The sequence below is a fragment of the Allokutzneria multivorans genome, assembly GCF_039537405.1.
GTDB classification, from domain to species: Bacteria; Actinomycetota; Actinomycetes; order Mycobacteriales; family Pseudonocardiaceae; genus Allokutzneria; species Allokutzneria multivorans.
In genome coordinates this window covers 21,210-35,974 of sequence record NZ_BAABAL010000016.1, presented here as the reverse complement: position 1 = coordinate 35,974, position 14,765 = coordinate 21,210, and the positions used below count along the sequence as shown (strand labels likewise).

The following is a 14,765-nucleotide window of genomic DNA, read 5'->3' as shown; positions in this document are numbered from 1 at the left end:
CCAAACTCATGCCCTGTGGGTCCACAGTAGATGCTCCTGCGAGCAGCGTACTAACGCCACAGAGCGAGGGTGGCCCCAGGACCGCAAGCAGACATGAGCACAACACTCGCAACTATTAATTAATGAAGCATCTCGTCATCGAAGTCTCACCATACATTAGCCAAACTATAACGTTCACTAGAATAGCTGCTTAAACATTTCTTCCAATTGCCTCTTCGTATCGTCCACACCAAGACTGCGCCCCGAGGAACTAGACATGACTGACATAGGCGACACGTCACCTACAAATCTCAGCGAGTAGTCAACATCTTCGGATTCACTATCCGCCAATCCAGATAGGTCTTCCTCGAACCAGTCAGCTACATGTTCTTCAGTCCAGCGGATTCGACTAGCAATGTCGCCGTCGTCAATACCAACACGACTTGCAATACTCTTGATTTCTCGGATTCGCTCTCTCATCCCTTCGGGATCTCCGCTGTAATTAGCATGCAGGTTACTTAGGTCACTTTCCACTGAATCCAAGACGGCGGACTTGATCATAGATTTAACGTCGATCGAACCCAATACTGGAAGACCTTCACTCTCCACGAAGAAATCGTAAAGATCAACCCAATCTGCATCTTCCTGCGCCGATTCTAGGCAAGCTTCGAACCATAGCAAAAAAGCGTTCATGTCTCCCAGGGACCCACCGCGCACACGCGCATAGGAGCAGATTACTGCAAGCACCTTGTAAGCTTTTCGGAAATCTACCGTATACGATCTATCGTCGGACTCTCCTACGTCGAGAGCAGCCCTAGCCAACCAGCCACCCCAGCCTAGCGACAGATTTTTCTCGACTTCCAGCAGAACACCTAGTATTACATCAGTCCCCGAGAAGAACTTCTCAGAGCGCTGCTCGCGGGAAAACAAGCGTGCAACTACACTCGCCAGCCCATCGGCGTTTTTCTTGACATAGTGGCGAAGGCCACCGAACTTGTACGTAGGCGGGTCATCAACTGCAGCGATTGAGTACATAAGAATATTGCAGACATTCCGCAACGCCACATTATCGGACGCCAAGAATTCTAGGTAATCTGGATTCTCATCCAAGAACGACAGCACGAAGTCTCGACAACTCGGATTAGCGAACGCCACTGCAATATCCCGGCCACTTAGCTTCTCGATGCTGATCCAGCTACCTTCAAGAACCTTCAAGGCATTTTTGTAGTCCATTGGCGTCGAATCAAGTGTCGCCACCTTCTTCAAATCATCCCCCGACGCCCCCTTAACAGGGAAGGTAACAAGATGAAGCAAAATGTTTCGCGCTGCCGAAGACAAAGAATTTTCGAAACTTGGACCCCACAGTTCGACTGGACGCTCGAATGCGGCCTTGATGGCCTGCACAAGAGATTTTCCACTACTGTGCGGTCGACGGATTATTAGTTCGACGATTCGGGGAGTAAAGTTGGAATGCCGAACCAGAGACCAGATGGCATCCAGATCTCGTGCTACTTCTTGCACGACCCAACGGGGTTTATCAGAAAAGTATAGGTGATTATACAGCACATGAGCCCGTTGCAGCAGATTGAAGTCGGTCATTTCAACCACACACTGCCAGAACTCTAGGTTTGAGCGCGCCAGCGGTTCATTACGCGACTGAGCTTGCCGAAGAATATGAGAGCGCGTAGTGAGAACCATGCGCTTATCGGCATGTAAAACTACACGGTCCATGAACTTCGTCAAACTTGCTGGCTCGTTCTTCACCGATCGTTCACTGAAATCTGTCTGCCCGAGAAAGTCGTCGTACAGGAATATCTGCTTACGACCCGCTGCCCACGCCGACCACCCTTCGGCGATGTTCGAGTCGATCACAACAACTTGCCATCCCTCTTCCCAATGAGAGAGAAGAAGCATATCGGCAAGCATACTCTTGCCAACCCCCGGGGCCCCAGTAATAGCAACCACATGGGAATTTGCAAGCATCTGCACTGCCCGGTCATGGCTAACATTGGAGACATAGAGGCGGACTCTACTCTGCACAGTCTCCATTAGCGCCTCTGACCGCTCCCATACGCCGCTGTTGACAATACGCTGCAGGACAACAGAAGAAGCTAGCCATAGTTTAAAGTGATTTCTTTCGACACTTGAATGAACAGAGAGGAGGTAGTTAATATCCGAACGCGATAGTACGTCGGAAGAGCTCTCGACTAGCGTCCCCAGTTCGGTAAGTAGAATATCTTTTTGGCCACAAGTCAAATCCTGTGTCGTCGCCAATAGATAGCGATCCGGCCTTTCCTTCCTCATCTTCGCAACTTCATTAGATACGGCGCGTTTAAGATCCGAGAATTTTGATCGCGCGTAGTGCTTACACTGAACGATGAGCTTCTTTTCATCTACCTGGCCACGTAAATCTACTCCACCGTCCGGGCCATACGCAAAAGCCTCAAAGTGAGTTGAATACTCAGCACTGAGAAGGTCACGCATCAAGAGCTCAAAATCGTGCGGCGACAGGGATGAGAAGTCGTACTCCGGCACCTGTCAGCTCCCCCTCTAGCGACTCGTCAAAGACGTGTAGAGTACCGGCACCGATCTACATCCCGGTTGAAACCCGTAGGCCAGTGAACACCGGTGAAGCTGCGGCATCTGGAGCACTGGCGACATGAACATCTACAACGGCCCCGTCACCCGTGTCACCGGCGATCGAGCCCAGGCGGCCTGGAACGACCAGAACGCACTGCATACCCGGGGTGATCTGCAACCGATCGCTCCGGCTTCCCTGGCGTCACCCAGGTCGTGACAAGTACTCTGCAAGATCGCAGTTCGTCACGCGATTAGTCGATGGCAGCATAGAGCTTGGAGACTCGACGAAGTTGACGGGCTGAGCCGATCTCCTTTGCCAGACGATTAGCATGGCTCAGTTGCGCACAAGCTTCATCAGGCTCACCAGCAGCAAAAAGAGCAGTCGCAAAGTCTACACGCAGAGATTTCCCAGCTCGCGCGAATGAGGGGTCAAGTCGACCGAAGACACCACTCAATACCTCGACAGCATCTGTTTCCGCGAAGCACGCGAGAGCGTGGCCACGCCAAAGTGCAAGATGAGTCGAGTCGAGAGCAACGTATGGTTCTTCCTCATTGGCCGGTTCACCAGGAAGCAATGAGGCTGCTTTGTCAAACGCCCGGAGACTCGCTTCCTTCTCTCCATCAGCCGCAAGTGCCTCGCCGTGGGCAGCCGCGAGCCAGGATTGCAACACGAATGACGACGAGCGTCTTGCCCTGGCCCGCGCTGCGCATAGCAGGCCAACTGCATCGGTGGTCTTGCCAATGTCAAGCAGTACGAATGCTTGTTCTGCGACCGCGTGTACCTCGAACGACATGGATCCAGATTCGATGGCCGCCGACCGTCCCCGTTCGTAGTGCTGCCACGATTCGTTGAAATTCTCAAGTTCTAGCGCTTGCCAGCCAGCCAGAGTAGATAGTTCAGCCAACAAGATGACGAGCTGGGTGCGGACACGGGGTGACCACGTGGTAGTCCCACCGCTCGCCGTTCGGGGCCTCGACGTCGACCAGCCCCACCTGCACCCAACGGTTGTCGTAGACCAGCCGCTCACCGAAGGTCTTCATGCGCCGTGTTCTTCAGTCACAACAAGCAGCCTACGGATCAGCAGAAGCTCTCTTCAATCGAGGCTATTGATCAGCTGCGAACCCGTTACTGAAGATTCCCCTTCACAAATTCAACAATTTTCAAGAAATACCCAGAACCATGTGCGGCAACATATTGACGACACGCCTCCGTCATTACAACTTCCCTGGAAGAGTGGACATGATTTGCCACCACTTCAGGAAACTCATGGTGATCCATGCATGACAGAATGACTGAGGAAACATCAACCTCATACTCGCGTCGAAAGAATTTCTTCACCTCATCATTATTGAACACCTCTTTCTCGGGCGCCTGATTTCCAGGAAATGACCGAACTCGATCCGGTCCAGAATCACCAGCATCAGCATCAGTGACCCCTACAGCAGTCACACCAGCGCTCCTGAGGACCTTCACTGCGACAGCAACATCCCTTTTGTCCCCGACTGGGACGATAGATACCCCATTCAGCAAACGAGGCTCAAACTGCCTAAGAACTTCCTGCAGCAATACCTTCGCAAATTCATCCTCAACGCACACGGTGTGATCACGCTTCGCGCCCACTCCCCTCAGATATGCATCAATCTGATAAGCGGGAAGCCCAGGGAAAGCTTCAAGCTTGCGCGTATCAGCATGGCGACGAATATAGACTATAGACTCCACTGGAAGCCGCTGTATTACCGCCGTGCTATGCGTGGTGATGACCACTTGATGCCCACGTCGCTTGCACACATCGACCAAGTACTCAGCCAAACGTATCTGAGCTTCCCCATGCAGAGAAGTTTCTGGCTCTTCCAGGACGAACAAGCTCTGAGCTGGCGCTTCTTCCATGCTTCTAACCATATAGACGACTCGCCCCTCCCCAAAGCCCATATTATTCTCGGAGTAGGTCACCCCATGGGCAGTAGCCTTGGCGAGTTCCGTAGCACGCTGCTGATAAGTAAGCTCAGTGAACGAAAGATCGTCATAGGCTATACCCAGGATTGAAGAGACCTTCTTTGCCGCATCCTCTTCCAACGGGCGGCTTTGCCCAAGCTGAGCCAAGCTTCCTCTATAGATGGACAGATCTTTTCTCTCAACTTTTGGAAGAAACTGCGTGAACCCTACGTAATAGCAGGCGCGCTCCGGTTGCCGCTGATAGCCGGACCACTCCTTTTGTGCGCGAGATACAGTTACCTGCTGATTATCCAATCCTCTTTCTGCCGTATAGGTGTAGACGACCCTCGCGGCAGTAGCAAAGGGATTTGGATCAGCAACAGAGACCGGGAAGAAGTCCTTGACATAGTAGCGCTTCAAAGCCGCAGTGCTTGGCTTCTTATAAGCGCAACAGGCCAGCTGGGCAATCGTACTCTTACCAGTTCCATTGAGACCGCAGAAGGCGACGATCGGAGCCTTGATTTGAATCCGCAAGTCATCGATTCCTCGGAACCCAGAAATCTCTATCGACTGAAGTGCGGCCCCAAAGTTTTGGTAGCGATGCGCCGGAGAAAACTTCGCAACCAGCCGCTTTCTCTCATCGTCAAAGCTCATCGAGACTCCCTCGACCACCGGTGTTTTCTTGGCCAGCTCGACGAGAGGCTACGGCCTAGCACAGCGCGCTGGCCCGGCCGTTACGACTTAGACTTCTTACCTATTTCGTTTCGGCATGCGCGAACCAAGGATTCGGCTGCTTTGCGATCTGTAGCGGCGACCCACGCTGCGTCGACGCGCAGAGTGGTCGCACCACCGCCGCCATGACCGAGTCGGCCAGCGACGGTGCGGAGATCAATTCCAGCGGACAGCAACTCTGTCGCCGAGTAGTGACGAAGTGCATGCAAGTGCGTATCGATACCGAGTCGCGTTGCCATGTCCTTGTATCGCTGAGTCACTGCGTTGGGCGAGTAGGGCTCGGAGTGGCTCGGCGTTCGGGTACCGCTGAAGACGAACAGATCATCAGTGAACCTGCGACCGAGTGCGCGCACGCGCTGGACGGCTCGGTCACGCTGTTCCTTCAGCAGCACGACGGTTTCCGTGTCGAGGGCGATGCGGCGGTTTTGGTGGGTCTTGGTGTCCTTCTCCTTGCCACCGACCCAATTGCGGCGAAGGTCGATCAATTCGGCGTCGAAGTCAATGCATGAGAAGCGCAGCCCGACCAGTTCGCCCCGCCGCATTCCGGTCGTCATCACGAGCAAGACGAGCGTGCCCCAGTCGTCATCCATGCGGAACGCCTCTTCGGCGAGCTTCGCGGCCTCAGCAGAGGTCGGCGGATCGGGCTCCGGCGGCTTCTGCTTTGGGCGGCGTGCGATTCGTGCGGTGTTGCTGCTGATCCAGTCCCAGCGCTCGGCAGCGCCCAGGGTTCCGCTGATGATCGCGTGAATCTGCCGCGCAGTGCATGCCGCCATGGGCTTGCACTTGTGGGCGCGGCACCCCTTGGTCGCGCAGTCGTGCTCCCCTACGGCCTTGTGCGCCTCAATGAAGGGCTTGCCGTCGCATCATCCGGCAGCGCCGTAGCTCCGTGTAGAAGCTCTCCAGGGTTCGCGCGTCGATCTTCTTGACCGCCACGTCGCCGATCGCTGGGCGGATGGTGCGCTCGATGTAGCCGTCGTAGGTCTTGCGCATGCTGTCCTCGATCTCGCTCACGCGCATCCACTCATCGAGCGCGTACCCGAGCGTCACGGACGACGAGACGGAGCGCTGGCGGAGTACCTGGGTGCGGAACTCGGCGAGCTTGTCGTCAGCCTTCTTCCACGCGGCTTCGTCGGTGCCGTGGATGGTGGCGCGCAGGTAGACCTGCTTGCCGGTGACGGGGTCGATGCCGGAGTAGAGACGGACGCGGAGTGCTCCGTTGCGCTCCTCGATGTTGCCTCTACGGCGGCTGTCAGGGCGCGTAGCAGCCATGACACCAACGGCACTCATGCCCGCAATGGTGCCCAAAGATCAACTGAGTGGATCTTGATTCGGTTGTTTTGCCTGGTGAGGCGTGGTGCCCCCGGTGCGACTCGAACGCACACTGGACGGATTTTGAGTCCGCTGCCTCTGCCGATTGGGCTACGGGGGCGTGTTCGGGAGCAGTCTACGTGGTCTGTCGATCACGTTGTCGAGGAGGTCGGTCAGCGTGGCGCCAGTCCTCGTCGCGTTCGGGCGTCGAGGTGGACACCACGGATGGGTATGAGCCGGATCTCCGAGCGATCACGGACTTCATGAAGTTGTGAAGTTTGTGTAGCTTGAGGGTGTGACGGGGACGTGGCGGTTGGTGCGGCTGGTGCTGCGGCGGGAGCGGGTGGTGCTGCCGGCGTGGGTGGGCCTGGTGCTGCTGATGATCATCGGGATGGTGCCGTACTACGACCGGAGGTTGCCGTCGGCGGAAGCGCGGCAAGCGTTGGTGGACGAGGTGGTGGGCAACCGGGTCCTCCTGGGTTTCGGCGGGGAGATCGCGGGGCCTGACCTCGGGAGCCTGGTGGCGTGGAAGATCGGGGACCCGGTCTATTCGCTGGTGGGAGTGTTCGTGCTGCTGATGGTGGTGCGGCACACGCGCGCGGAAGAGGACGCGGGGCGCGCGGAGTTGTTGGGGGCCGGAGTGGTCGGCAGGCACGCGCAGTTGACGGCGACGGTGCTGGTGACAGTGAGCGCGTGCCTGGCGGTGGGGGTGTTGTCGGCGCTGGGGATGGTGGCGCTGGGCGTGGAGCCGGTGGGCACGGTGGCGTTCGGCCTGTGCGTGGTGGCGCCGGGCGTGGTGTTCGCGGCAGTGGCGGCGCTGGCGGCACAACTGGCGGGGAACGCGCGGAGTGCGAGCGTGCTGGCGGCGGGGGTGCTGGGCGCGGGCTACGTGGTGCGGTTCGTGGGTGACGCGAGCGGCGAAGGGTGGTTGAGGTGGTTCTCGCCGCAGGGCTGGAGTCACCTGGTGGACCCGTACGGGGAGCGCGCGTGGGCGGTGTTCCTGGTGCCGGCTGTGGTGGCGGGACTGGTCCTGGCAACCGCGTACGTGGTGAACGGGCGGCGCGACCTGGGCGTGGGGGTGTTGCCGGCGCGGCAGAGGACGTCGAAGTCGGTGCGGGGGCCGTTGGCGTTGGCTTGGCGACTGCACCGGGGGCTGCTGGCGGGCTGGTCGTTGGGGTTCCTGGCGGTGGGCCTGCTGCTGGGCGGAGTGGCGAGCGACGTGCCGGACCTGGCGGAGCGGGCGGGCGAGGTGGTGAAGGAGTTCTTCGCGCGCTACGCGGACTCACCGACGGCGACGTTGGGGGACGCGTTCCTGTGGCTGATCGTGCTGCTGATGGGCTACACGGCGGCGTTGTACCCGGTGCTGGCGACGTTGCGGCTGCGGACGGAGGAGTCCTCGGGCCGGGCGGAGGCCTTGCTGGCGACGGAGGTGAGCCGGGTTCGGTGGGCGGCGAGCCACCTGGTGTTCTCGGTGCTGGGCTCGGCGGTGGTGCTGGGCGCGGGCGGGTTGGCGGCGGGCTTGGCAAGCGGGCGGGTGGGGGCGCTCGTGGAGGGCGCGCTGGTGCAGCTGCCCGCGGTGTGGATCGTGGGGGGCGTGGCGGCGCTGGCGGTTGGCGTGTTGCCAAGGCAGGCGGCGGCGATCGGGTGGTCCACCTGGGTGTTCGTGAACGTGTTCGGGGAGATCGTGGGGCCGGCGATGGGCATCGACTACTGGGTGGCGGACCTGGTGGTGCCGTTCCACCACCTGCCGAAAGTGCTCTCCGGCGGAGCTCTTGAGCCCGCTCCGCTGCTGCTCATGACGGGTCTGGCGGCGCTGCTGCTGGGGATGGGTCTCATCGGGTTGCGGCGGCGCGACCTGGGCTGAAACGATCAGGAGAGCGCTGCGTTTACGTGATCGTCGGCCTGGTAACTACCCACTCGGCAGCGCGCCACTGAGGGAGACGACATGCAGCCGTGGCCGGGTCAGGCTTATCCACTCGGTGCGACGTACGACGGCACCGGCACCAATTTCGCACTTTTCTCCAGTGTCGCCACGAAGGTCGAACTGTGCCTGTTCGACGACGATGGCGAGGAGACGCGGGTCCGGCTGCACGAGGTGGACGCCTTCGTGTGGCACGGCTACCTTCCGCACGTCCTCCCGGGACAGCGCTACGGCTACCGGGTGCACGGGCCGCACGAGCCGGAGAACGGGCTGCGCTGCAACCCGAACAAGCTCCTGCTGGACCCGTACGCGAAGGCGGTGGACGGGGAGTTCGAGTGGCACGAGGCGTTGTTCGACTACCGCTTCGACGACCCGGACGCGCTGAACGAGCTGGACTCGGCGCCGTACGTGCCGAAGGCGGTGGTGATCAACCCGTTCTTCGACTGGTCGGCGGACCGGGCGCCGAAGACGCCGTACCACCGGACGGTGATCTACGAGACGCACGTGCGCGGGTTGACGATCGACCACCCGGACATCCCGATGGAGCTGCGCGGCACGTACGCGGGCCTGGCGCACCCGGTGATGATCGACTACCTGACGAAGCTCGGGGTGACCGCGGTCGAGCTGATGCCGGTGCACCAGTTCATCCCGGAGCACTCGCTGGTCGAGCGCGGGCTGACGAACTACTGGGGCTACAGCACGCTCGGGTACTTCGCGCCGCACGACGCCTACGCCTCGCAGACGATGCAGGGCAACCAGGTGCAGGAGTTCAAGGCGATGGTCCGCTCGCTGCACCAGGCGGGCATCGAGGTCATCCTGGACGTGGTCTACAACCACACGGCGGAGGGCAACCACCTCGGCCCGACGTTGAGCCTGCGGGGCATCGACAACGCGGCGTACTACCGCCTGGTCGAGGACGACCAGCGCTACTACATGGACTACACGGGCACCGGGAACTCGCTGAACGCGCGTGATCCGCACACATTGCAGCTGATCATGGACTCGTTGCGGTACTGGGTGACCGAGATGCACGTGGACGGGTTCCGCTTCGACCTCGCCTCCACGTTGGCGCGCGAGTTCTACGACGTGGACCGGCTGAGCGCGTTCTTCGACATCGTGCAGCAGGACCCGATCATCAGCAGGTCCAAGCTGATCGCGGAGCCGTGGGACGTCGGGCCGGGCGGCTACCAGGTCGGCAACTTCCCTCCACTGTGGACGGAGTGGAACGGGCAGTACCGGGACACGGTGCGCGACTTCTGGCGCGGGGAGCCCGCGACGCTGGGCGAGTTCGCCTCGCGCATCACGGGTTCCTCGGATCTCTACCAGGACGACGGGCGCAAGCCGTTCGCGTCGATCAACTTCGTCACCGCGCACGACGGCTTCACGTTGACGGACCTGGTGTCCTACAACGAGCGGCACAACGAGGCCAACGGCGAGGGCAACAACGACGGGCACTCCGACAACCGCTCGTGGAACTGCGGCGCGGAGGGCCCGACGGACGACGAGGGCGTGAACGCGTTGCGGCGGCGGCAGATCCGCAACTTCATCGCGACGCTCGCGGTCTCGCAGGGCGTGCCGATGATCTCCCACGGCGACGAGATCGGGCGGACGCAGAACGGCAACAACAACGCCTACTGCCAGAACAACGAGCTGAGCTGGGTGGACTGGAAGCGCGCCGCCGAGCACGAGGACCTGTACGAGTTCACGTCCTCGATGCTGGAACTGCGCCGCGCGCACCCGGTCTTCCGCAGGCAGCGGTTCTTCCGAGGACGTCCGTTGCGGCGCGGTGAAGAGCTGCGCGACATCGCGTGGTTCACGCCGTCGGGGCGCGAGATGACCGACGAGGACTGGGAAGCCGGGTTCGGCAAGTGCATCATCGTCTTCCTCAACGGCGAGGGGCTGACCGACCGGGACGAGCGCGGCGAGCTGGTAACCGACGACTCGTTCCTGTTGTGCTTCAACGGACATGACGGGGAGATCGAGGTGACGGTGCCGGACGGCGGCTACGGCGAGGAGTGGGCGGTCGTGGTGGACACGGCCTCCGGCGAGGTCTTCGCGGACGACCGCGCCTCCCCCACGCACGCGGTGCTGGGCGGCCAGCAGATCATGGTGAAGGACCGGTCCCTCGTCGTGTTGCAGCGCACGCGGTGAGCGCGGCGCCCAGCTCGACCTACCGCTTGCAGCTCGGCCCCGGCTGCACGTTCGCGGATGTGTCGGAGCTCGCGGAGTACCTGGATCTCCTTGGTGCTGGGGCGGTTTACGCGTCGCCAGTGTTGCAGGCGGCGCCGGGCTCCACGCACGGCTACGACGTGGCGGACGCCACGCGGGTGTCGGAGTCGTTGGGCGGCGAGGAACAGCGGCGCCTGCTCGCGGAGCGGTTGCGCAAGCTGGGCATGGGCCTGGTGGTGGACGTCGTCCCGAACCACATGGGCGTGGCGAAGGCGGAGGCCAACGCCTGGTGGTGGGATGTGCTCACACGCGGCCGGGAGTCGTTGTACGCCAAGTACTTCGACATCGACTGGGGTCGCGGGCCGGTGTTGATCCCGGTGCTCGGCGACGACTCGGCCGAGGACGATCTGCGGGTCGAGGGCGATCGGCTCGTGTATTTCGAGCACGTTTTCCCGATCGCGCCGGGGACTGGCGAGGGGTCGGCGCGGGATGTGCACGCGCGACAGCACTATCGCTTGGTGTCGTGGCGGCGCGCGTCGGCGGAGCTGACCTATCGGCGGTTCTTCGACATCAACGAGCTGGCCGCTGTGCGCGTGGAGGACCCGGAGGTTTTCGAGGCCGCCCACGCGGAGCTGCTGCGGTGGGTGGCGGCGGGCGAGGTCACGGGCCTGCGCATCGACCACCCGGACGGGCTGACGGAGCCGGGCGAGTACATGCGACGGCTGCGCGCGGCGGCCCCGGACGCGTGGCTCGTGGTGGAGAAGATCCTTGCGCCTGAGGAGGAACTGCCACCGTCATGGCCGGTTGACGGAACGACGGGGTACGAGGCGCTTCGCGAGGTGTGCGGGCTCTTCATCGACTCAAAGGGTGAGGCGGCGGTGACGGCGCTCGCGGCCGAGGCCGGGGTTCCGGTGAGCGTTCACGAGGTCGAGCACGGGTGCAAGCGCGCGGCGGCGAACGTGATGTTGCTGGCGGAGGTCCGGCGGATCGCACGGCTGCTGCGCGTGGAGAACGCGGAGGCGGCGGTCGCGGAGCTGCTGGCCGCGTTCCCGGTGTACCGCAGCTACTTGCCGGAGGGCGACGGTCACCTTCAGGTGGCGCTGGACGCGGCGCGCCGGGCTCGGCCGGAGCTGGCGGAGTCGATCACCGCGATCGGCGAGCAGATGCGTGCTGAGCCGGAAAGCGAGCTGACGCAACGGGTTCAGCAGACTTCGGCGATGGTGATGGCCAAGGGCGTGGAGGACACGGCGGGCTATCGGCTGACGCGGTTCGCGGCGCTGAACGAGGTCGGCGGCGCGTTCGACCGATTTGGCGTTGGTGTGGAGGAATTCCACGCGAAGTGGTCAGCGCGGCAGGCTGGTTGGCCGCGCACGATGACGACGCTGTCCACGCACGACACCAAGCGCTCGGAGGACGTTCGCGCGCGCTTGGCGGTGCTCAGCGAAATCCCGGAGGAGTTCGCGGCGGCAGTGCGGCGGTGGAGTGCACGGCGCGCGTTGCCGGAGCCGACGCTGAACCTGTTGGCGTGGCAGACGCTCGTGGGTGCGTGGCCGATCGACGAGGAGCGGCTGGGCGGGTACTTGGCCAAGGCCGCCAAGGAAGCGAAGCTGCGCACGACCTGGGTGGACGCGGACGCGGAGTTCGACGAGCAGGTGCAGCAGTGGGTGCGCGACGTGCTCGCGGACACCGAGCTGCGGGCGGACGTGGAGCGACTGCTGGAGCGCGTTCGCGTGCCAGGGTGGTCGAACTCGTTGGGGCAGAAGCTCTTCCAGCTCGCGGGACCGGGTGTCCCCGATGTTTACCAGGGCACGGAGCTGTGGGACTACTCGCTGGTCGATCCGGACAACCGTCGGCCGGTGGACTTCGACGCGCGACGGAACCTGTTGCGGCGCTTGGATGCTGGCTGGTTGCCGGACCTGGACGAGCTGGGGTCGGCGAAGCTTCTGGTGACCGCGCGAACGTTGCGCTTGCGACGTGATCGGCCGGAGCTGTTCGAGTCGTACCGCGCGATGCGGGCGGAGGGTGTCGCGGCGCGACATGCCGTGGCTTTCGCGCGCAGCAACGACTTGGTGGCCGTGTCGACTCGTTTGCCGTTGGGGCTCAACGCTTCGGGCGGGTGGGGCGACACGCGGTTGCCGTTGTTCGACGGCACGTGGACCGATGTGATCACCGGGCGCGCGGTGGATTCGCGTGCGCCGTTGCTGGCCGATCTGCTCAGCCCCTACCCGGTCGCTTTGCTTGTGAGGGAATCGAATGCTTGAGGTCTGGGCTCCGGAGCGCGAGCGTGTGCGGGCGGTCGTCGGGGACGCGACGGTCGAGCTGCGGCGCGGCGATGACGGGTGGTGGCGCGGCGGAACGGCCAGCGAGGGCGACTACGCGTTCTTGCTGGACGACGACACCACTGAGCAGCCCGATCCGCGTTCGCCGTGGCAGCCCAACGGGGTGTTCGGGCGCTCGCGTCGCTACGGCCACGACGCCTTCGAGTGGAGCGACCAGGGCTGGACGGGGCGCGCGCTGCCGGGCTCGGTGATCTACGAGCTGCACATCGGCACGTTCACCGCCGAAGGCACTTTCGACGCGGCTGTCGAGCGGCTGGACCACTTGGTAGACCTGGGAATCGACCTCGTCGAGCTGCTGCCGGTCAACGCCTTCGACGGGCCGCACGGGTGGGGCTACGACGGCGTGCTCTGGTACGCGGTGCACGAGCCTTACGGCGGGCCGGACGGGCTCAAGCGCTTCGTGGACGCGTGCCACAGGCGTGGGCTGGGCGTGCTGCTTGACGTGGTGCACAACCACCTCGGGCCGTCGGGAGCGAACCTGGAGCGCTTCGGGCCGTACTTCGCGGGCCAGAACATCTGGGGCCCGTCGCTGAACCTGGACGGAGCGGGCTCCGACGAGGTGCGGCGCTACGTGCTGGACAACGCGCTCGGCTGGCTGCGGGACTTCCACCTCGACGGACTGCGCCTGGACGCGGTGCACGCGCTGGTGGACCGGCGGGCGACGCACCTGCTGGAGGAGCTGGCGGAGGAGGTCGAAGTGCTGTCGGCGCACGTCGGCAGGCCGCTGGCGCTGATCGCGGAGTCCGACCTCAACGACGCGAAGCTGGTGACCTCGCGCGAAGCCGGGGGTTACGGGCTGGGCGCGCAGTGGAGCGACGACCTGCACCACTGCCTGCACACGGCGCTGACCGGCGAGCGACAGGGCTACTACGCGGACTTCGGGTCGTTGGAGTCGCTGGCGAACACGCTGCGCGGGGTGTTCTTCCACGCGGGCACGTGGTCGTCGTTCCGGGGCCGCACGCACGGCAGGCCGGTGGACACGCGGCGCCTGCCAGGGCACCGATTCCTGGCGTACTCGCAGAACCACGACCAGATCGGCAACCGCGCGACCGGCGATCGGTTGTCGGCGACGCTGTCCCCCGGGCTGCTGGGGTGCGCGGCGGCGATCGTGCTGGGCTCGCCGTACACGCCGATGTTGTTCATGGGCGAGGAGTGGGGCGCGAGCACGCCGTGGCAGTTCTTCGCCTCCTTCCCCGACCCCGGGCTGGCCGAAGCGGTGCGAACCGGGCGGCGGCGAGAGTTCGGCGAGCACGGCTGGGGTGAGGCCGATGTCCCCGATCCGATGGACACGGGCACATTCGAACGTTCGAAGTTGAAGTGGGCCGAGGCGGGTGAGGGACATCACCGCGAGCTGCTGGAGACCTACCGCGCGCTGCTGCGGTTGCGGCGCGAGCGCTCCGAGCTGACCGACCCGCGACTGCACCTGTTGCGCGTGGAGCACGACGAGGACGCGCGGTGGTTGGTGCTGCACAGGGGTTCTCTGCGAGTGGTGTGCAATCTGGGCTCGGAAGCGGCGGAGATTCCGCTCGGCCCGATCAAGGAGACGTTGCTCCACAACGGTGAGGTAGCTCTGTTGGGGGAAACACTTCGCGTCTCCGCGGAAACCTTCGCGATCGTGGCGTGCGATTGACTTCGAAAGCACCCGTTTAGCGCCGTGAGCATGCACTTGTGCAGGTAGCGGGCCCTCTCGGCAAGAAGTCAAATGGTCTGGCAGTGTCGCGCGGCGGACAGATCAGGCATGATTCGTTTCCGATACGTGATCTGCGCGATCACGGTGGTCGTGAGTGCTGACGTCGGGTGCGGA

Annotated in this window: 9 protein-coding genes, 1 tRNA gene and 1 pseudogene; 4 read left to right on the top strand and 7 right to left on the bottom strand. The window is 62.7% G+C overall.

Annotated elements, in window-relative coordinates; genetic code table 11:
* Positions 1-177: 177 nt before the first annotated feature.
* The 7 genes and pseudogenes from ABD798_RS19565 to ABD798_RS19535 form a co-directional block, all read right to left on the bottom strand.
* Positions 178-2,514: an nSTAND3 domain-containing NTPase gene (locus tag ABD798_RS19565; protein WP_344876831.1), complete on the bottom strand. Its 2,337-nt coding sequence runs from the start codon at positions 2,512-2,514 to the stop codon at positions 178-180.
* Positions 2,515-2,810: 296 nt separating this feature from the next.
* The gene (locus ABD798_RS19560) at positions 2,811-3,464 is read right to left on the bottom strand and encodes an NsdA family TPR-like regulatory protein (RefSeq protein ID WP_486303716.1); all 654 of its coding nucleotides are present in this window, start codon (positions 3,462-3,464) and stop codon (positions 2,811-2,813) included.
* A gap of 31 nt (positions 3,465-3,495) precedes the next feature.
* A pseudogene (locus ABD798_RS19555) lies at positions 3,496-3,620 on the bottom strand (NUDIX hydrolase); the annotation flags it as partial.
* A 65-nt stretch (positions 3,621-3,685) separates the two neighbouring features.
* Entirely contained in the window at positions 3,686-5,146 is a 1,461-nt protein-coding gene (locus ABD798_RS19550; protein ID WP_344876828.1) for an ATP-dependent nuclease, read from the bottom strand.
* Between the two features lie 80 nt (positions 5,147-5,226).
* Positions 5,227-5,997, bottom strand: coding sequence for a tyrosine-type recombinase/integrase (locus ABD798_RS19545; protein ID WP_344876826.1), 771 nt, complete (start codon positions 5,995-5,997; stop codon positions 5,227-5,229).
* 67 nt (positions 5,998-6,064) lie between these two features.
* Entirely contained in the window at positions 6,065-6,511 is a 447-nt protein-coding gene (locus ABD798_RS19540; RefSeq protein ID WP_344876824.1) for a tyrosine-type recombinase/integrase, read from the bottom strand.
* A 65-nt stretch (positions 6,512-6,576) separates the two neighbouring features.
* A tRNA-Leu gene (locus ABD798_RS19535) sits at positions 6,577-6,653 on the bottom strand.
* Positions 6,654-6,827: 174 nt separating this feature from the next.
* On the opposite strand from ABD798_RS19535, the gene ABD798_RS19530 reads away from it, so the two are divergent.
* The 4 genes from ABD798_RS19530 to treZ all read left to right on the top strand — a co-directional run bounded on the left by ABD798_RS19530 (position 6,828) and on the right by treZ (position 14,591).
* Entirely contained in the window at positions 6,828-8,396 is a 1,569-nt protein-coding gene (locus ABD798_RS19530) for an ABC transporter permease (protein ID WP_344876822.1), read from the top strand.
* A gap of 81 nt (positions 8,397-8,477) precedes the next feature.
* Positions 8,478-10,604: a glycogen debranching protein GlgX gene (glgX, locus tag ABD798_RS19525; protein ID WP_344876820.1), complete on the top strand. Its 2,127-nt coding sequence runs from the start codon at positions 8,478-8,480 to the stop codon at positions 10,602-10,604.
* Entirely contained in the window at positions 10,601-12,883 is a 2,283-nt protein-coding gene (gene treY, locus ABD798_RS19520; RefSeq protein WP_344876818.1) for a malto-oligosyltrehalose synthase, read from the top strand. The genes glgX and treY overlap by 4 nt, the downstream gene beginning before the upstream one ends.
* Complete coding sequence (gene treZ / locus ABD798_RS19515) at positions 12,876-14,591, top strand: malto-oligosyltrehalose trehalohydrolase (RefSeq protein ID WP_344876816.1); 1,716 nt, start codon at positions 12,876-12,878, stop codon at positions 14,589-14,591. The genes treY and treZ overlap by 8 nt, the downstream gene beginning before the upstream one ends.
* Positions 14,592-14,765: the final 174 nt, after the last annotated feature.

Coding starts and splice junctions, on each gene's coding strand:
- ABD798_RS19540 (WP_344876824.1), bottom strand. CDS start 6,511: ATGAGTGCCGTTGGTGTCATGGCTGCTACGCGCCCTGACAGCCGCCGT.
- ABD798_RS19550 (WP_344876828.1), bottom strand. CDS start 5,146: ATGAGCTTTGACGATGAGAGAAAGCGGCTGGTTGCGAAGTTTTCTCCG.
- ABD798_RS19545 (WP_344876826.1), bottom strand. CDS start 5,997: ATGGCGGCATGCACTGCGCGGCAGATTCACGCGATCATCAGCGGAACC.
- glgX (WP_344876820.1), top strand. CDS start 8,478: ATGCAGCCGTGGCCGGGTCAGGCTTATCCACTCGGTGCGACGTACGAC.
- treZ (WP_344876816.1), top strand. CDS start 12,876: ATGCTTGAGGTCTGGGCTCCGGAGCGCGAGCGTGTGCGGGCGGTCGTC.